Origin of the sequence: Aquabacterium fontiphilum (genome assembly GCF_009909205.1) — a bacterium.
In the GTDB taxonomy this organism is placed as follows: Bacteria; Pseudomonadota; Gammaproteobacteria; order Burkholderiales; family Burkholderiaceae_C; genus Aquabacterium; species Aquabacterium fontiphilum.
The window spans coordinates 23487-40650 of record NZ_JAAAPN010000008.1 but is presented as its reverse complement, the minus strand read 5'-3'; the positions used below and the strand labels follow the sequence as shown (position 1 = coordinate 40650).

General features: G+C 66.4%; 16 protein-coding genes. 11 read left to right on the top strand and 5 right to left on the bottom strand.

Annotated elements, in window-relative coordinates; all coding sequences use genetic code 11:
- Positions 1 to 4: 4 nt before the first annotated feature.
- A complete protein-coding gene (locus GTZ97_RS10640; protein WP_161650612.1) occupies positions 5 to 1531 on the top strand; it encodes a D-alanyl-D-alanine carboxypeptidase/D-alanyl-D-alanine-endopeptidase in 1527 nt (508 codons plus the stop codon).
- Here GTZ97_RS10640 and GTZ97_RS10635 read toward each other — a convergent pair.
- The 4 genes from GTZ97_RS10635 to purE all read right to left on the bottom strand — a co-directional run bounded on the left by GTZ97_RS10635 (position 1522) and on the right by purE (position 5700).
- Entirely contained in the window at positions 1522 to 2760 is a 1239-nt protein-coding gene (locus GTZ97_RS10635) for an SGNH/GDSL hydrolase family protein (RefSeq protein WP_161650611.1), read from the bottom strand. The genes GTZ97_RS10640 and GTZ97_RS10635 overlap by 10 nt on opposite strands.
- Positions 2761 to 2907: 147 nt before the next feature.
- Positions 2908 to 3954, bottom strand: a complete 1047-nt coding sequence (locus tag GTZ97_RS10630) for an L-threonylcarbamoyladenylate synthase (RefSeq protein WP_407926741.1) — start codon at positions 3952 to 3954, stop codon at positions 2908 to 2910.
- 26 nt (positions 3955 to 3980) lie between these two features.
- Positions 3981 to 5174 (bottom strand): 5-(carboxyamino)imidazole ribonucleotide synthase, encoded by a 1194-nt coding sequence (locus GTZ97_RS10625; protein WP_330863590.1) that lies wholly within the window; start codon positions 5172 to 5174, stop codon positions 3981 to 3983.
- 16 nt (positions 5175 to 5190) lie between these two features.
- Entirely contained in the window at positions 5191 to 5700 is a 510-nt protein-coding gene (gene purE / locus GTZ97_RS10620) for a 5-(carboxyamino)imidazole ribonucleotide mutase (protein ID WP_161650764.1), read from the bottom strand.
- 90 nt (positions 5701 to 5790) lie between these two features.
- On the opposite strand from purE, the gene GTZ97_RS10615 reads away from it, so the two are divergent.
- The 10 genes from GTZ97_RS10615 to GTZ97_RS10570 all read left to right on the top strand — a co-directional run bounded on the left by GTZ97_RS10615 (position 5791) and on the right by GTZ97_RS10570 (position 16787).
- Entirely contained in the window at positions 5791 to 6768 is a 978-nt protein-coding gene (locus GTZ97_RS10615) for a tetratricopeptide repeat protein (protein ID WP_161650609.1), read from the top strand.
- A gap of 19 nt (positions 6769 to 6787) precedes the next feature.
- The gene (locus GTZ97_RS10610) at positions 6788 to 7660 is read left to right on the top strand and encodes a sulfurtransferase (RefSeq protein WP_161650608.1); all 873 of its coding nucleotides are present in this window, start codon (positions 6788 to 6790) and stop codon (positions 7658 to 7660) included.
- A 205-nt stretch (positions 7661 to 7865) separates the two neighbouring features.
- Positions 7866 to 8360, top strand: a complete 495-nt coding sequence (locus tag GTZ97_RS10605) for a type IV pilin protein (RefSeq protein ID WP_161650607.1) — start codon at positions 7866 to 7868, stop codon at positions 8358 to 8360.
- 9 nt (positions 8361 to 8369) lie between these two features.
- Entirely contained in the window at positions 8370 to 9023 is a 654-nt protein-coding gene (locus tag GTZ97_RS10600) for a pilus assembly FimT family protein (RefSeq protein WP_161650606.1), read from the top strand.
- Complete coding sequence (locus GTZ97_RS10595) at positions 9023 to 9439, top strand: type IV pilus modification PilV family protein (RefSeq protein ID WP_161650605.1); 417 nt, start codon at positions 9023 to 9025, stop codon at positions 9437 to 9439. The genes GTZ97_RS10600 and GTZ97_RS10595 overlap by 1 nt, the downstream gene beginning before the upstream one ends.
- Positions 9440 to 9449: 10 nt before the next feature.
- Positions 9450 to 10679: a PilW family protein gene (locus GTZ97_RS10590; RefSeq protein WP_161650763.1), complete on the top strand. Its 1230-nt coding sequence runs from the start codon at positions 9450 to 9452 to the stop codon at positions 10677 to 10679.
- A complete protein-coding gene (locus tag GTZ97_RS10585) occupies positions 10676 to 11344 on the top strand; it encodes a pilus assembly PilX family protein (RefSeq protein WP_161650604.1) in 669 nt (222 codons plus the stop codon). The genes GTZ97_RS10590 and GTZ97_RS10585 overlap by 4 nt, the downstream gene beginning before the upstream one ends.
- On the top strand, positions 11341 to 15249 hold the full coding sequence (locus GTZ97_RS10580; RefSeq protein ID WP_161650603.1) for a pilus assembly protein: 3909 nt from the start codon (positions 11341 to 11343) through the stop codon (positions 15247 to 15249). Before GTZ97_RS10585 ends, GTZ97_RS10580 begins: the two co-directional genes overlap by 4 nt.
- Before the next feature lie 4 nt (positions 15250 to 15253).
- Positions 15254 to 15913, top strand: a complete 660-nt coding sequence (locus tag GTZ97_RS10575; protein ID WP_161650602.1) for an energy transducer TonB — start codon at positions 15254 to 15256, stop codon at positions 15911 to 15913.
- A gap of 28 nt (positions 15914 to 15941) precedes the next feature.
- Positions 15942 to 16787, top strand: coding sequence for a carbon-nitrogen hydrolase family protein (locus tag GTZ97_RS10570; RefSeq protein WP_161650601.1), 846 nt, complete (start codon positions 15942 to 15944; stop codon positions 16785 to 16787).
- Between the two features lie 30 nt (positions 16788 to 16817).
- Here the strand turns inward: GTZ97_RS10570 and GTZ97_RS10565 are convergent, their stop codons facing one another.
- Positions 16818 to 17159: a hypothetical protein gene (locus tag GTZ97_RS10565; protein ID WP_161650600.1), complete on the bottom strand. Its 342-nt coding sequence runs from the start codon at positions 17157 to 17159 to the stop codon at positions 16818 to 16820.
- Positions 17160 to 17164 lie beyond the last annotated feature (5 nt).

The window sequence follows — 17164 nt, the reverse complement described above, 5'->3', positions numbered from 1 at the left end:
GAAGGTGAGCCGCCCATCTTTCGCTCTCCCCCGTTGCCGACTGCCCGCGCTGACTTGCGCGCTGCTGCTGGGCGCACATGGCCTGGCCGCACACGCACAGGCTTGGCCGGCGGCGTGGCGCGAGCCCCTGCAACAGGCCCGCGTGCCGGTTGACGCCGTTTCGGTCTGGGTGGCGCCCGCAGACGGTGGCCCCCCACGGGTCGCGCATGAAGCGGACCGGCTGCGGCGCATGGCGTCGTTGATGAAGCTGTTCACGACGGGCGCCGCACTGCAGCAACTGGGCCCCGCCTACACCTGGCGGGCCGAGACAGGCCTTGGTGCAGCGCTGACGGCCGACGGGCGGCTCAACGGCCCGCTGTATCTGCGCACGGGCGGCGACCCTGGCCTGGTGATCGAGCGGCTCCAGTGGCTGATGACGCAGTGGCGACAGGCAGGCCTGACCCACATCGATGGCGACATCGTGGTGGACCGCTCCGCCTTTGTCCGTCCCGAGCACGATCCCGGGGCGTTCGACGGTCAAGGGCTTCGCCCATACAACGCAGGGCCCGATCCACTGCTGCTGAACCAGCAAGCGACGACGGTGATCTTGAGGCCCGGCGCCAGCGGCGACTGGGAAGGCAGCATCGAGCCCGCCCTGGCGGGCGTTCGGCTCAGGCTGAGTCTGAACGCGGCAGGCACGGCCTGCCAGGCAGGCCGCGCCGGGCTGACACTCCATGTGGCGCCCCTCACCGAGCGCCCCCCTCGTGCGGGCGACGCCACCGCGCCACTGCGTGAGTGGGAGGTGCGCGTGCAAGGCACGCTGTCGCCGGCCTGCGGCGAGCTGACCTGGCCGCTGTTGTGGCAGGGTGATGGGCCCGGCGACCACGCCGAGCGGCTGCTGCGCGCCACCTGGCAGCAACTCGGCGGCAGCTGGCGCGGCCGTCTGCGCGAGGGCGTCTGGCCTGCCAACGTGGCAGTGTGGCGCGGCCAGACCTCGCCGCCGCTGGCGCAAACCGTGCGGGACATCAACAAGTTCAGCAACAACGTCATGGCTCGCCAGCTGCTGTTGACCCTTCCCCAGCAGCCCGGCACCACGCTGTTCACGGCACGCGCCCATCTGGAGCAGTCCGTGCAACGGGCGCTGCCCAGCGGCGAGTGTGACGCGGGCAACCTGGCCGTGGACAACGGATCAGGCCTGTCACGCACCGAGGGCAGCTCGGCCCGCTGCCTGGGCGCCTGGCTGGCGCGTCTGTGGCGCAGCCCCCAGATGCCCGACTTCGTGGCCTCGCTGCCGATCACCTCCGTGGACGGAACGACGCGCCGCTGGACAGGCGCGGCAGGCCACGCCCACATCAAGACAGGCTCGCTGGACGGCGTGATGGGCGTGGCGGGCTATGTGCTGGGCCAGTCAGGCCAACGTTATGTGGTCGTGGCCGTGGTCGACCACCCGCAAGCCAGCCAAGCACGGGCATGGCTTAATGCCGTGCTGGAGTGGGTTCGCAATGATGCACCGCCCTCACGGACGGCGCAAGCCGCAGCCAGTCAGAACTGATCAGACGCCCGGTTCACGGCCAGCGAGCCGATGAACTCGTGCGCGCCCGTACCGAGATGGCGGTCAGTTGCCCAGACATACCGGTTGGGATTCACGCCACTCCTGAGGGTCAGGGCGTGGCAATAGCGCGGCCGCTGGTCGATGTCGCTGATCAGGGGATGCGGTGCGGCCACGGCCGCGTTGAACAACAGGTTGCTCGCGCATGCCGCCTGGCCGTTGATGTACCCCGAATCACTGGTCGTGATCTTGGCGATGCGGTCCGTGTCCACCCCGGCGATCATGCGTCCCAGACGACTGATCTCCGGGTTGATGTAGAGCGCATCGTTGAAAGCGGTGCTGAGCTCATCCAGAATCGCCTGGGAATCCTCCGCGATCGCAAACGGTGACCGGCTGAGGTTGGGCGTCTTGACCAGAATGACCTTCGCACCCTTGTCGGTGACCGCCTTCACTGCTCCGGCCAACGCCCGCCCGCGGGCTTCCAGAACGGACTTGGCGCTGCCCAACACGGCGGACCGGTTGGCAGGGTCCGCGGCCATGACGAGCGCGTACTGCTCCAGGATGTCATGCTGCCCCACCATCACGGTCACCAGCACGCCCTTCTTGATGAGCGCAGCCTGGCTGTTGAGATCGGTGATGACATCCTGCCCCTTTTTACCAGGCGACGCAAAGTTCTGCCCGCCAGTGCCATCCGTCTCACACCCTGTCGCGTCTCGGAACCCCAGCCCGAACGAACGCGCCACGCGCTGCACCCAGTTGTTGCTGGTGCAGGCGTAGGTCAATACAAGCCGGCGCTGTACGGCAGCACCTTGGGCGACGCCCCCCCCTGCTGCACCTGCCGTACCAAGCTGCGTGAGCACAAAAGAGCGAGGCGCCTCAGCCCCTCCCAGAGCGGCGTAAGTCCAGTCCGGGGTATCCGGTGCCGTGAAAGTCACCGTCTCGGGCAAGGCGTTGGCCTCGACCGCGCAATCCGCACCGGCCGCGCAGATGCGGCTGTTGGTGACGACCACGCCATCGATCGCCCAGGTGGCGCCAGTCAGCGACTGCGCCCCCACCTCGTAAGTCGTCAGCGCACTGTGCTCGTCACCGAACACCAAAATGGCATCCGGTCGGTAATCCGAGGCGCGGTCGCCGCCGCCACAGGCGCTGAGCGCCAGCGTGGCCGCGGCCAGCGCGGTCAGGCCCAGTCGACGCAGGGTCAGGCGGGAAACAGCAGGAAAAGAGGGCAGCATGAGGGCTCCGGGGTCGATCGAATCTCGCGCAAGCGGCCGCGATGGACCGACTTGCCAGCCCGTGAGTCTGCCACGAGTCGCCACCCGCCCTGTCCGCAAGCCCCATGCCCTGCCCCACGAGGCATGCGAGGCCGAGCGCCAGCCCGCTCAGGCCGCCGCCGCGCGCATCAGCCGGTCGCGCACGCCGTCCCACGCCGGATCGGCTGGCGGCAGCTCCACCCAGATGTCGCCCACGCCGTGGGCATCCATCTCGCGCAGGTCGGCAAACAGGTCGTGGGCCGCGGTGGCGGCGTCGCCCGGCATGGCGCGGTGCAGCACGCCGGGGTGCGGCGCGCGATGGGCCCACAGGCTGCGCGAGTACACCGCCACCACCCACTGAACCTGCGGCTGGCGCGCGCCAGACAGTTGCGGCTCCAGCGCGTCCAGCGCCTCGTGGAGGTCGCTTTCGCCCATCAGGCGCACCTTGGCACGCGGGGCGTAATGGGCCACCAGCGTGCCCGACGCACGCGGTGCGGCCGGGTCGGGCGCCTCGGGGCGCGACCATTGCACGGGCTCACCCGCAACGGCCTCGATCTCAGCCAGCGTCAGGCGACCGGGGCGCAACAGCACCGGATGCCCGCGCGAGCAGTCGACGATGGTGGACTCGATGCCCACGTCGCAGACGCCGCCTTCTAGCACCCAGACCTCATCGAGGCCCGGGCCAGCTTGCGCAAACTCGTCGACCACATGCGCCGAGCGGGTGGGGCTGATGCGCCCGAAGCGGTTGGCGCTCGGCGCGGCCACGCCCAGGACACCGCGTTCGGCGCAGGCTTCCAGCAGCCGCAAGGCCACCGGGTGGCTGGGGCAACGCAGGCCGATGGTGTCCTGCCCGCCCGCTGCGGCGGCCGCCGTGGTCGGCTCGCGCGGCACGATGACGGTCAGCGGCCCGGGCCAGAAGGCCTCGACCAGCCGTTGCGCCACCGGCGGGAAAGCCGAGACGAAATGCAGCGCGGCGTGGCGGTTGGCCACATGCACGATCAAGGGGTGATCGGCCGGGCGCCCCTTGGCGGCAAAAATGCGCGCCACGGCCGCATCGTCATCGGCCCTCGCACCCAGGCCGTAGACGGTCTCGGTGGGCAGGGCCAGCAGCCCGCCTTCGGCGAGGCGCTGCGCAGCCAATTCGATGGCGTCGGCTTGGGTGGCGGGGTCGAGCAGGCGCATGTCAGCGGGTGGCCGGGGCCTCAAAAGGGCGAGATGCCCAGAATGGCGGCCGCCTTCAACGCCGTTTCTCGGGCGGCCGCAGGCGTGGCGCCGGTGATGGTGAGGTGGCCCATCTTGCGGCCCACACGGGCCTCGGTCTTGCCGTACAGATGCAAGTGCGTGCCTGACAGCGCCAGCACGGCGGCCCAGTCCGGCTCACGCTGCGCGGCGGCGCGCACGCCAGCCTGGAGCGGGAACCACAGGTCGCCCAGCAGGTTGAGCATCACGCAGGGGCTGTGCAGCACCGGCTCGACCAGCGGCAGGCCGGTCATGGCGCGCACCTGTAACTCGAACTGCGACACGTCGCACGCATCAATCGTGTGGTGGCCGCTGTTGTGCGGGCGCGGGGCCATCTCGTTGGCCACGATGCGGCCATCGGTCAGCACGAAGAACTCGACGCACAGCACACCCACGTAATCGAGCGACGCGGCAATCCGGTGCGCGGCCTCGTAAGCCTGTTGCGACACGGCCTCGGTCACATTGGGCGCCGGCACCTGGGTGACGGCCAGGATGCCATCGCGGTGCAGGTTCTGCTGCAGCGGGAAATGCACGACCTGCCCGTCGCGGCCGCGCGCCACGATGACGCTGACCTCATAGGCCAGCGGCAGCATCTTCTCGAGCACGCAAGCCACGTGCTGGAGCTCGGCCCAGGCCGCTTCCAGCTCGGCGCGCGTCTTGACGCGGATTTGGCCCTTGCCGTCGTAGCCCAGGCGGGCCGTCTTGAGGATGCCGGGCAGCAGCTCGTCGGTGACGGCGGCCAGCTGGGCCGGTGTCTCGATCAGGGCGTGGGGCGCGCAATCCACGCCGCAGCCCACAAAGTGGGCTTTTTCGCGGGCACGGTCCTGGCAGACAGCCACCGCACTGCCCGCGGGCGCCACGGGGCGGCTGGCGGCCAGCTGCTCGAGCGCGGCGGCCGGCACGTTCTCGAACTCGGTGGTCACGGCCGCACTCACGCGGGCCAGCTCGGCCAGGCCGGCTTCATCCAGGTAGCCGGTGCGGATGTGGGCATGCGACACGCAGCCCGCGGGGCTGTCCGGATCGGCATCGAGCACGGCCGTGCGATAGCCCATGGCTTGAGCGGCGTGCACGAACATGCGGCCCAGTTGCCCACCGCCCATCACGCCCAGGGTGGCGCCAGGCAGGATCACGTCACGTTGGTCAGGATTGGAGCTCACGTCACTGCACCCGGCCTCAGGCCTTGGGCTCCATGGTCAGGTCGTTCGTCATCGCGCGGGCGACTTCGGTCTGCCGGGCGCGGAAGGCGTCCAGCTTGGCGCGCAGCGCCGGATCCTGGCCGGCCAGCATGGCAACCGCAAACAGCGCCGCGTTGCCCGCGCCGGCCGTGCCGATGGCGAAGGTAGCCACGGGGATGCCCTTGGGCATCTGCACGATGGAGTGCAGTGAATCGACCCCTTGCAAATGGCGCGAGGGCACGGGCACCCCCAACACCGGCACCGTGGTCTTGGCCGCCAGCATGCCCGGCAGGTGGGCGGCGCCGCCTGCGCCGGCGATGATGGCCACCAGGCCGCGGTCAGCGGCGGCCTCGGCGTAACGGAACATGTCGTCGGGCATGCGGTGGGCGGAGACGACCTGCGCCTCGAAGGGCACGCCAAACTCGGTCAGAATGTCAGCGGCATGGCGCATGACGTCCCAGTCGCTGCTGGAACCCATCACGACCCCGACCTTCACGCCCGCTTTCATCCTGTTTCCGCCCGTCGTGTCACTCACGGCATGCTCCTTGGTGCTTCAAACCCGGAATTTTAGGCGCTGCCCCCGCAGTCCCGGCCCACCATGATCGACATCACTTACGAAAACTTCGAATCCGACCTGATTGCTGCCTCCACCCAGGTGCCGGTGCTGCTGGACATCTGGGCCGAGTGGTGCGGCCCCTGCAAGGCCCTGGGCCCGGTGCTCGAGCAGCTCGAGGCCGAGTACGCCGGCCGGTTCATCCTGGCCAAGGTCAACGCCGATCAGTACCCCGAGATCGCGCAGCAGCTCTCGCAGATGTTCGGCGTGCGCTCGATCCCGTTTTGCGTGCTGTTCAAGGGCGGCCAGCCCATCGACGGTTTTGTGGGCGCCCTGCCGGCCGACAAGATCCGCGGCTTCCTGGATCAGCATGTGGCCGGCGAAGGCGAGCTGGCATCCGAGGCCGAGACGGTGGATGCCGAGCAGGCCCTGGCCGAGGGGGACCCGAACACCGCCTTTGCCCTTCTGCAGGACGCGCTGGCCAAGGACCCAGGCAACGACGAAGCCCGCTACGACCTGATCAAGCTGCTGCTGGCAGAAGGCGCGCTGGAAGAAGCGCAGGCCATCTACGCACCCATCGCCAGCCGGGGCAGCGGCCCCGTGCCGGAGCAGCGCGTGGTGGCCTTTGGCCGCTACATCGAGGCGCTGGCCACTGCACGCGCCGGTCGCTCGCCGGCTGAGTTGGCCGAGGCCATCGCGGCCAACAAGCGTGACTTCGCCGCCCGCTACGCGCTGGCGCAACTGTTCTTCGCCGCAGGCGAGTTCACCCAGGCCATGGACGAACTGCTCGAGATCATCATGCGCGACAAGACCTGGAACGACGAGCTGGCGCGCAAGACCTACATCGCCATCCTGGAAGTGATGGGCAAGCCCGCCCCCAAGCCGACCGCCGGCAAGCCCGCGCCAGGCGCGGCGGCCGCAGACGGCAAGCCCAAGCTCGAGATCGCCGGCAAGATGGAAACCGCGCCGGCCGACCCGGTGATCGAGCAGTACCGCCGCAAGCTCAGCATGGCGCTGTTCTGAACCTTGCCAGCGTGCGCCCATGATCAGCCCCTCCCTGCCCCCGTTGATCCAGGCCCAGGCACTGCGCGAGGCGCTGGCTGCCTCCGCCACCCAGGACTGGCTGGTGGTGGATTGCCGGTTTGCTTTGGCCGACCCGGCGGCCGGCCGTGCGCAGTACACGGCGGGGCACGTGCCGGGTGCCGTCTACGCGCATCTGGATGACGACCTGTCCGGCCCGAAAAGCGGCCGCAACGGGCGCCACCCCCTGCCTGAGCCGACGGTCTGGCAGACCACACTGCGCCGCTGGGGCGTGGAGCCCCATACCCGGGTGGTCGCGTACGACGACGCGGGCGGACCATTCGCGGCTCGGCTGTGGTGGCTGCTGCACTGGGCGGGCCACACCCAGGTTCAGGTGCTGGATGGCGGCTGGTCGGCCTGGCTGCAGGCCGGTGGTGCGGTCGAAGCCCAGGCGCCCGCGCCGCGGCCTGGCAGCGCCTTGCGCGTGACGCCCGACGCCACCCTGGTGCTCGACACCGATGACGTGCGCGCGCTGCTGCCCGACCTGGGCCCTGCCGGCGGCCAGATGCTGCTGGACGCCCGCAGCCCCGACCGCTTCCGCGGCGAAAACGAAACCCTGGACCCGGTGGGCGGCCACATCCCTGGCGCCACCAACCGCTTCTTCCAGCTCAATCTGGCTGAGGGCCGCTTCAAACCCGCCGCACAGCTGCGCGCCGAGTTCGAGGCGCTGCTGGCCGGACGCCCGGCCGAGGCCATCGTCCACCAATGTGGCTCGGGGGTGACCGCCTGCCACAACCTGCTCGCCATGGCGCACGCGGGCTGGCCCCTGACGCGGTTGTACGCCGGTTCGTGGAGCGCCTGGTGTGCCGATCCGGGTTGCCCCGTGGCGCGCTGAAGACACCCTGAGCCCCGAACGGTCGCCGAGCGCGGACGAGCGGTCAGGCTTGCCCCCGCAGACGCGGGACCCCAGGGCCAACCCTGCTGGCAGGCCCCGCAAAGCGTGACGATCATCACGCTCATCGGCCGATTACCTCGCGCCGTGCATCAAAAAAATTCCCAGGCGAGTCAATCATGAAGTCGTGCACTCACGGGAGCGCTGCATGCACTGCAACAGTTTTGAACGGGCCGCCCGCGCGTGGGCCCGCGGTTTCACCCTCATCGAGGTGATGATCGTGGTGGCCATCGTGGCCATCCTGGCGTCCGTCGCCTACCCCGCGTACACCGACTACATCCGCCGCGGCCAGCTTCAGGAGGCATTCACCAACCTGGCGAATTACCGCATCCGCATGGAGCAGTACTACCAGGACAACCGGCGGTATACGGAGGGGGCGGCGGCCAACACGTGTCGCGGGGCCGCAGCCGAAGAGCTGACGGCAGCCGAGCTCGGCGGCGCGACACAGTTCTTCACTTACAGCTGCGTACCGAGCGACAACGGCCAAGCCTACATCCTGACGGCCACGGGCAGTGGCGGCAACACCAACGGCTACACCTACACGATCAATCAGGACGGCGCGCGCGCGACCACCGTCTTCGCCGGTACCGCCGTGAACAACGTGACCTGCTGGGCCAGCAAGTCAACGTCGGCCTGCAACTGAGAGGCCGGCATGCGGACCCGTGGCGTTTCCCTCGTCGAGATCGCTGTAACACTGGCCGTGCTGGCGCTGCTGCTGATGGCCGCCGCGCCCAGCATGAGTGAATGGCTGCGCAGCGCCAGACTGCGCAATCAGGGCGAGTCCGTGCTCAACGGCATACAAGCGGCCCGCAACGAAGCAGTGCGACGCAACGTCGAGGTCACCTTCTGGCTGGTCAGCAACAACACCGCCACGGCCATGAACAACAACTGCGCGCTGTCCAGCACCGGCAACGGCTGGGTGGTCAGTCGCAACGATCCGGCCGGATTCTGCGGCACCCCCCCCTCCAGCACCGTGGCCCCGATGATCGTGACCACCCGCATTCTTGGGGACGGTGGGACAGGCGCCGGCGTGCGCGGACTGCAAGCCGATGGCTCCACCGCCGCCACCAGCATCACGTTTGACGGCTTGGGCCGGGCGGTGCAACGAGCCACCGCGGCCGAGAACTTGCGCCGCATCGCGATTGCCTACACCGCCGCCCAGGCCGGTGACCGGCCTCTGCAAGTTGATGTTGACGCCAGTGGCGGCATCCGGCTATGCGACACCACCGTGACCGATGCGGGGGATCCCCGTGCATGCCCAGCGGTGATCAACGCTGTCCAGAACAACAACGAAGGAGACGACTGATGACCCGCCCGCCTGGTTTTCGCGCGCGCCGTCACCAAGCCGGCGCCATGCTGATCGAAGTCCTGGTCAGCATTCTCATATTCAGCTTTGGCGTGCTGGCGTTGGTCGGACTCCAAAGCAGCATGACGCGCGCCCAGACCGAGGCGCAGTTGCGAGCGGAAGCCAGCTTCCTGGCCAACGAGATCACGGCGCGCATGTGGAGCGAGGCCACCAACCTCAGCTTCTACAACGGCGCCGTATGCTCGGCTCACGCCCCATGCCAGGCCTGGCGCGACAAGGTCGCCTCCCAATTACCCAATGGGGTGGGCACCATCGCCGTCAATGGCGCCAACGTGACAGTCACTGTGCAGTGGCAGCACGGCCAAGGTGGAGAACAGCGCACCTACACGACCACCACGCTGATCACACCAGCCTGACGAGGTCGACATGGCACACCACCACACCCATTCGCCGTCCTTGGGCCAACAGCGCGGCTTCACACTGGTCGAACTGATGGTCGGCCTTGCGCTGGGCCTCATTACCACGCTGATCATTGCCCAAGTCATGATCAACGCGGATGCTCAACAGCGCACCACCACCCAAGGCACCGACGCCCAGATCAACGGGGCAAGCGCTGTTTACCTGTTGAGTCGCGATCTGCAAGCAGCCGGCTATGGACTCATCAGCAAGGCCGCGGACCTGGGGTGTCCCATCCGGGCCGTTCAACCGGATGGTCAGGCGCTGGACCTGACATTGGCGCCCGTACTGATCGGCACGGATGCCAACGGCAATGCCACCATCCGCACACTTTCGAGCGGAAAGGCGGCCTTCGCAGTGCCCGTCCGGGTGCAGAACCAGTACAGCGCCGGCGAAACATCGTTTGTCGTACCTTCGTCGCTCGGCGTCGTGGCAGGCGATCTGCTGCTCGTCGCGCCTGACGCCTGGGATGCCGACAATTGGTGTGCGCTCATGCAGGCCAACTCGGCAGGCTCCAACACGCTGACAAGCACGCGGGTGCCTGTGATTACCGGCGGCTGGACCCCCGATACGGCAGCCAACCAGCAAGGTGCAGCGGGGCGCGCCTGGATGCCCACGGGCACGCCAGCCTACAAGGTCAACTCCACACTGATCAACCTCGGTCAGCTTCCCGACCTTCGTGAATATCGCGTCAACAACAACGCTCTCGAGATGCGTCGAATGGGCGCCACCGGGGCATGGGATGCGTGGGCAGTGATGACGCCGGGCGTGGTGCGCCTGCTCGCACTGTATGGCATGGATACGAGCATGCCGGAAGACAACGTGGTCGACACTTACACCAGCACTGCCCCAAACTCCGCGGGAGATTGGGGACGCGTCAAGACGCTCAAGCTGGTGGTGATCACGCGGAGTGCTCAGCGTGAGCGACTTGACCCGGTCACCAAACAGCCGGTGACGACCGCCCAACCCGTCATTGATCTGGGCGAGAGCGCCTTGCAGGTACAAGGCGCCGCCCCATGCGCGTATGACTCAGACCGCCGCTGCCTGACCGTATCCCTGGGGGAACTGCCGGCAGCGTCTGAGGAAGAGGGTGGCGAAGAAGGAGAAAACACACCGCCCGCCCCGCCCGAATGGCAGAACTATCGCTACAAGGTGTTCGACACGGTCGTGCCGCTGCGCAATCACCTCTGGAGACCATGATGTCATCACGGAAAGGCCAGCGCGGACTGGCCCTGATCTTTGCCCTGCTGGGCTTGGTCGCACTGTCAATCGCAGCTGTGGCGCTGGTGCGCTCGGTGGACACCGGTACGCTGGTGTTGGGCAACATCGGTTTTAAACAGGAGACCACCGCGCAGGCGGACCAAGCGACACAGGCGGCCATCGAGTGGCTGGCGAACGCCGACAAGGCAACGCTCGAAGCAGACCAGGTCGCGTCCGGCTATCTGGCATCGGCAACCGCTGAACTGGATCCGCTTGGACAGCGCAGCGACGTGGTCAACCGCATCCTGATTGACTGGGACTTCGACCAGGCCACATTGGCCAACTGCGCGACGGTGCCGAACACCCCGGCGGAACGCTGCGTGACCCCGGGTTCGGTGCAAGGCAATACCGCCGTACGGTATTTCATCACCCGGCTGTGCGCAACCACCGGCGACAAATCTGCGGCAGGCAATCACTGCGCCAACCCAGTGTCTATCACGGCGGGCGAGGCCTCGGCCAGGGGTGCGGTGCACTACCGATCGTCCGATAGATTGGCTCCTTCAGGCGGAGGTCTGCTCTACCGCATCATCGTCCGCTCAAAGGGCGCGCGCGACACGACCACGTTCACCGAGACCATCGTACAGATCCCGGAGAAGACATCATGACCCCACGTCGTCTGAGCTTGCACCTGTTTCCGGCCGTGTTGACCCTGCTGGCCTCCGCCGGCCAAGCCTCCACGGACATCAGCAATACGCCGTTGATCACCAATCAGGTATCAGTCAAGCCCAACCTGATGTTCGTGCTTGACAACTCTGGCTCCATGAACTTCGGCTATATGCCTGAGGAGATGGGTAGCTCCAGTCAGTACGGCTATCGCAGCGCGCAATGCAACGGCGCGGCATACAACCCCGCCAACGACTACCCGTTGCCCGTCACGCCAGACGGGCGGAGCTACCCGGCCATGTCGGCAACCGCCGCTTGGTCTGACGGATTCATCCCGTCGTTTGACACGACATACTCGGTAAGCAGCACGCTGAACACAGTGGTGCCCGAAGCAGGTTTGACGCAAACGGTGATTGCAACAGGCGTATCGAGTTCAGCGACGCCATTTGCAGTCGGGGACACCGTGGTGGTGCGCAAATCTGCTGACAAGACGCACTGGATGGTTGGCCGCGTCATGAGCATCACGGGGGCAGGGACCAACACCCGTACGCTGTCCGTGGCATTCAGCTTCTCGTCCGCCTACACCGGCAGCGTCAGCGGCTGGATCATCGGCAAGCCGCTGACAGAAGACCTGACGTCTTCATCCGGCGGCTCGGCACCCGACGCCTCCTACTACTATCGCTACACCGGCTCGCAGCCGGCAATGAGTTGGGCATACAACGCCGATGGCACGTTGACCAGCGGCAACACGTTCAACAGTGAATGTCGTAGTTCCGTGAACAGCGCTCCTGGCTCAGGTGTGTTCGCACGCGTGAACGTGAGCAGCCTGGCCAGCTCCTCACGCGGGCACTACGCCAACTGGTACAGCTACTACCGTCGCCGCATCTTGATGATGCGTTCGGCGGCCGGCCGCGCCATGGCGAGCCTTGACAGCAGCTATCGCGTGGGATTCAGTTCACTGAACAACGGCACCGACTTCAACAGCACTGTCACGCCAACATTGGGCCTGTTTGCCAACATTGCCGAATACAACGACGCCCAGCGCCTGGTGTTTTTCAGCAATCTGTATGGCGCCCACATTCAGGGCGGCACCCCCTTGCGCCGGGCCCTGGCGAAGGCTGGGCAGTACTACGGCGGCGTGATTCCGGGTCAGACCGATCCCGTCCAGCATGCGTGTCAGCGAAACTACACGTTGTTGACAACCGATGGCTACTGGAATGACAACACCTTGCCGACACAACTTGATCGGACCAGCACGATCGGCAACCAGGACGGCAACCCGACGCGCACGCCCCTTCCCCAATACGACAGCACGGCCGACTACCGCCGCGTTGAACAACGTACCCGCTATGAAACGCTGGGGCGGTGCGGCTTCCTGAATTTCAGTTACTCGTATCGGGCTGTCGTGGAGCGGCGAACGGTAAGCAGCACATTTGCCAGCGGCGAAACCACCTCAGCCTGGACCGTTTTTTCCGTTGGATCGAATCAGTGCGAAGGCAGCGTCCCGGCCACGTCCAGCATCACGGTGGTGAGCAGCGACGGGGGCGGAGGCCAGCGCAATACGCTCGCCGATGTGGCGTCGTATTACTACCAGACAGACTTGCGGCCCAACATGCCGAACAGCGTGCCGTCCTCAGCATCCGATCCGGCGCGGCACCAGCACATGACCACCTACACGCTGGGTCTGGGCCTGTCCGGCCTGCTGCGTTATGACCGCAATTATTTGACCCAGACCACGGGCGATTTCGCCGCGATCAAGGCCGGCACGCGCCCTTGGCCCGCGCCGCCCCTGGATGCCACCGACCACCCCGCCAAGATTGACGACCTCTGGCACGCTGCTGTCAACGGTCACGGGCGCTACTTCTCGGCCAACAATGCGAACGACCTTACAAGCTCGCTTGTCGACGCCCTCTCAGACATCAACGCTCGTAACGGTGCGGGGGCGGCGGCAGCCAGCAGCTCATTCCGTCCGATTGAAGGAACCGACCGAATTTTCAAGACGTCCTACCGGACCCGCAACTGGGATGGGGAGTTGGAGGCATTCACCGTCACCAGGGGCACGAACAATACCTTGACCTTCACCAATGTGGCATGGTCGGCGGCGGGCCAGCTTGATGCCAGACCATATGGCAATCGCACCATCTATTACCAGCGCCGCGTCGGGACGGTCTCCGGAGGGTCAACGGCCTCGCTGGGCCTGTTTACTTACGAAAACATCAGCTCGGACGCCGATGCAGGCACGCTGCGAGGACACTTCGACAACTTCTGCACCCGCACCCCGCAGCCGACCCAGTGCTCAGCACTCACCAGCCAGCAACGAACTGCTGCCTCCGGAGCAAATCTCGTCAACTTCCTTCGCGGTGATCGCACCAGCGAAGGCTCTCTGTATCGGCAACGTGCATCTGTTTTAGGCAGTCTCGTTGATGCGTCGCCCACGTACGTAGGAAAACCACCATTCGTCTATCAGGACCCTGGCTACAGTGCGTTCGCACAAGCGCTGGCAAGCAGGTGTCCGATGGTCTACGTCGCTGGCAACGACGGCATGCTGCATGCATTCTCAGACAAGACGAACCTGCCGCAATACAGCTCCTGCCCTGAAGCGGGCAGCGAAGTCTGGGCATATGTGCCGCGCGCGGTCATGTCCAATCTGTACCTGCTCGCCGACTCGGATTATGCGAACCGGCACCGCTTTTTCGTGAACGGAACGCCTGAGGCCGCGGACATCAGTATTCCCGGGACCGACGGCAGCAGCCCGATTTGGCGCACGATCCTGGTTGGCGGCTTTGGCGCAGGTGGTCGAGGGTATTACGCCCTTGACGTGACCTCTCCGACCGAACCCAGAACACTGTGGGAGTTCAGTGACGCCGACATGGGGCTGAGCTTCGGCAACCCAGTTGTGACCAAGATACCCGGACAAGACGGGGTATCCACATGGGTGGTGGCGTTCACGTCGGGACTGAACAACAGCGGGAACGGCTACCTCTACGTGGTGAACGCCTACACCGGCGCGCTGATGTACAAGGTCCCCACGCTGGTAAATGGAGCCGCAGTAGGCACGTCATCTGCGCCAAGCGGGCTCAACAAACTGAACGCGTGGGTAGACCGACCGACGGACAATACCGCCGTCCGCTTCTATGCGGGCGACATGCGGGGCAATGTCTGGCGGTTCAATGTGAGCGATCTGGCCTCGGTTGGCACCCCCGACAACCGAGCGTTGCGGCTGGCACAACTGTCGGCCAACAATGTGCCTCAACCCATCACCACCCGCCCTGAGCTTGCAGAGATCTTGTACTCAGGCAGTCGCCACGCGGTCGTCATGATCGGAACCGGTCGTTTTATCGGGGTGTCAGACGTCTCTGACACCACAAGTCGGCAAAGCGTATACGGGATCCGTGATCCCTTGGGGAGTTCCGGTTGGGGCAACCCCAGGGCTCAGATGATCGAGCAAACATTTCAGACCGAGGCGAGCGGACAAACTCGACAGGTTTCGAATAACACCGTGAACTGGAGTTCCAGTACTGTTGCGGGTTGGTACATCGACCTGCCGGATGCTGGCGAGCGCGTGTTCGTCGACATGACGGTGACCTTCAACACCTTGACACTGGCCACTGTGGTTCCAAACTCGGACGTCTGCTCGAGCTCCGGCTACTCTTGGGTGTACAGATTGAACATTGCATCAGGAGGCGTTGCACCGAGCCGCGCCGATGACCAGCTCGACGGCTGGCGCTTCGAGAATGCGATTGTGGGCTTAACCGATATACCCTCTGCCGACGGCACATCGGTAGAACAGATCGGCGTGGATGATGGAGGCAACTTCAACATCATCCCCGGGCGCCTCAAATCGGGCTCCGGGGCAGGAGGTACGCGCCGCGTGACTTGGCGGGAGCTGCTCCCAGGCACCCGGTGAACGTATGACGAAGAAAGCCGGCCCAGGCTGGAAGCTGCTGTGCGCCTGGCTGGCAGTTGCCGCTGGGCATGGTCTGGCTTTCGAATGGCTGTCAAGCGAGACCGTTACTGCCGCATCGACCCGGTGGCCGTCCCCAGGGACGCACCGGCTTTCTTCAGAGGAACAACGGCCGCAAGCACGCGCCTGGGTGGTACGCAACGTTGTTCTCACCGAATCGGTAACGACCACGTCGATCGCCCAAATCGACAACACAGACGTCCAGCGTGAGCAAGTCGGGCCAGGCAGGCAACGCCCCTACCTGCCCCGCACGCTGCTGACCACGGGCCCTCAGCCCCTGGATCCCATCGTCATCGACTACCCTCCACAGCTTGAGGCCGCGGGCAACCACACCGGTGAGCTGGCGCTGTACATCGACGAGCACGGTGTGGTCACGCGGGTCGAGACGCTGACGCAAGACCTTCCGCCACCGATGGCGATCGCGGCTCGGCTCGCGTTTCAGCAGGCCCGCTTCCGGCCTGGTGAACGCGATGGCGTACCGGTGCGGGCGCGCATCGTGGTGGAGGTCCGGTTCGATGCCAGCGCGTCGGGTGATGCGGCGGCGCCACCATTGCCCGACGAGCCCGCAGCGGCGCTTGCACCGCCCCTTGGACTTCCGCGATCATGAGTGCATCACGATCGCACGGGGGAAGCCCATGAAAGTCGCCGCCATCCAGATGGTCTCCACACCAGACGTGCACGCCAACTTCGAGGCGGCGCGGGCGTGGATCGCCGAGGCGGCAGCGGCCGGGGCCGAACTGGTGGCCCTGCCCGAGTACTTCTGCCTGATGGGTTTGAGTGACCAGGACAAGCTCGCCATCGCCGAGCCGCTGGCAGACGCCGATGTGGCGGGCACGGCCAGCACGCCAATGCAGCACATCCTGGCCGAGACCGCACGCGAGCACGGCATCTGGCTCGTCGCTGGCACCCTGCCGATCCGCACGCCGGATGCAGAGCGGGTGTTCAACACCACGCTGGTCTACGGGCCCGATGGGCGGCGCATGGCCCGTTACGACAAAATTCACCTGTTCTGCTTCGAGGACGGCCAACGTCGCTACGATGAAGCGGCCGTGCTGCTGGCCGGCCACGAGCTCGTGGCATTCGATCTGCCCGCGCGCGACGGCCGCAACTGGCGCATCGGGCTGGGCGTGTGCTACGACCTGCGTTTTCCGGAGCTGTTCCGGGCGCTGGGGCGCACGCAGCCGCTCGACCTCATCGTGCTGCCAGCGGCTTTCACCGACACCACAGGCCAGGCCCACTGGGAGTTGCTGCTTCGCGCACGGGCCGTCGAGAACCTCTGCCACGTGCTCGCGCCTGCGCAAGGCGGCCTGCACGCCAGCGGGCGGCGCACGTTCGGCCACAGCATGGCCGTGGGGCCCTGGGGCGAGGTGCTGGCGGTCAAGCGCGACGAAGGCGGCGGCGTGGTGCTGGCCGAGCTCGACCATGGTCGTCAAACCGCCATCCGCCGCCAGCTGCCAGCGCTGCAACACCGGGTACTTTGAGCTCCCCGAGCGGAGCACAGCGTCCGCCGCTCAGCGTGGTGCGCCAGACGGCGGGGGCGCTTCGTCGGCTTCGAACAGCTTGAGCGCGTGCGACTGCATGCTGTCGCGAAAGTGCTTGCGCGCGAACAGCTTGTTCTGAGCTTCCAGCGGCAGGTCGGTGATGCGCAACACGTTGAGCCGGATCAGTGCGTCAATCAGGTCCTCCAGCACCCGCACCAGATCGGCGTCCAGCTCGGCGAAGCCACGGCTCGCATCGTCGCGCAGAAAGGCCTGCACGTCAGGGTGATCCAGCGCGAGCGGCTCGCTGCCCTGCACCGGCTCGCGGTGCAGGCTGACGATCTGGCCCTCGGGATCACGGACGGCATGGCGCATGGCAG

Coding starts and splice junctions, on each gene's coding strand:
- GTZ97_RS10635 (WP_161650611.1), bottom strand. CDS start 2,760: ATGCTGCCCTCTTTTCCTGCTGTTTCCCGCCTGACCCTGCGTCGACTG.
- purE (WP_161650764.1), bottom strand. CDS start 5,700: ATGAAAGCGGGCGTGAAGGTCGGGGTCGTGATGGGTTCCAGCAGCGAC.
- GTZ97_RS10615 (WP_161650609.1), top strand. CDS start 5,791: ATGATCGACATCACTTACGAAAACTTCGAATCCGACCTGATTGCTGCC.
- GTZ97_RS10610 (WP_161650608.1), top strand. CDS start 6,788: ATGATCAGCCCCTCCCTGCCCCCGTTGATCCAGGCCCAGGCACTGCGC.
- GTZ97_RS10605 (WP_161650607.1), top strand. CDS start 7,866: ATGCACTGCAACAGTTTTGAACGGGCCGCCCGCGCGTGGGCCCGCGGT.
- GTZ97_RS10600 (WP_161650606.1), top strand. CDS start 8,370: ATGCGGACCCGTGGCGTTTCCCTCGTCGAGATCGCTGTAACACTGGCC.
- GTZ97_RS10595 (WP_161650605.1), top strand. CDS start 9,023: ATGACCCGCCCGCCTGGTTTTCGCGCGCGCCGTCACCAAGCCGGCGCC.
- GTZ97_RS10590 (WP_161650763.1), top strand. CDS start 9,450: ATGGCACACCACCACACCCATTCGCCGTCCTTGGGCCAACAGCGCGGC.
- GTZ97_RS10585 (WP_161650604.1), top strand. CDS start 10,676: ATGATGTCATCACGGAAAGGCCAGCGCGGACTGGCCCTGATCTTTGCC.
- GTZ97_RS10580 (WP_161650603.1), top strand. CDS start 11,341: ATGACCCCACGTCGTCTGAGCTTGCACCTGTTTCCGGCCGTGTTGACC.
- GTZ97_RS10575 (WP_161650602.1), top strand. CDS start 15,254: ATGACGAAGAAAGCCGGCCCAGGCTGGAAGCTGCTGTGCGCCTGGCTG.
- GTZ97_RS10570 (WP_161650601.1), top strand. CDS start 15,942: ATGAAAGTCGCCGCCATCCAGATGGTCTCCACACCAGACGTGCACGCC.
- GTZ97_RS10565 (WP_161650600.1), bottom strand. CDS start 17,159: ATGCGCCATGCCGTCCGTGATCCCGAGGGCCAGATCGTCAGCCTGCAC.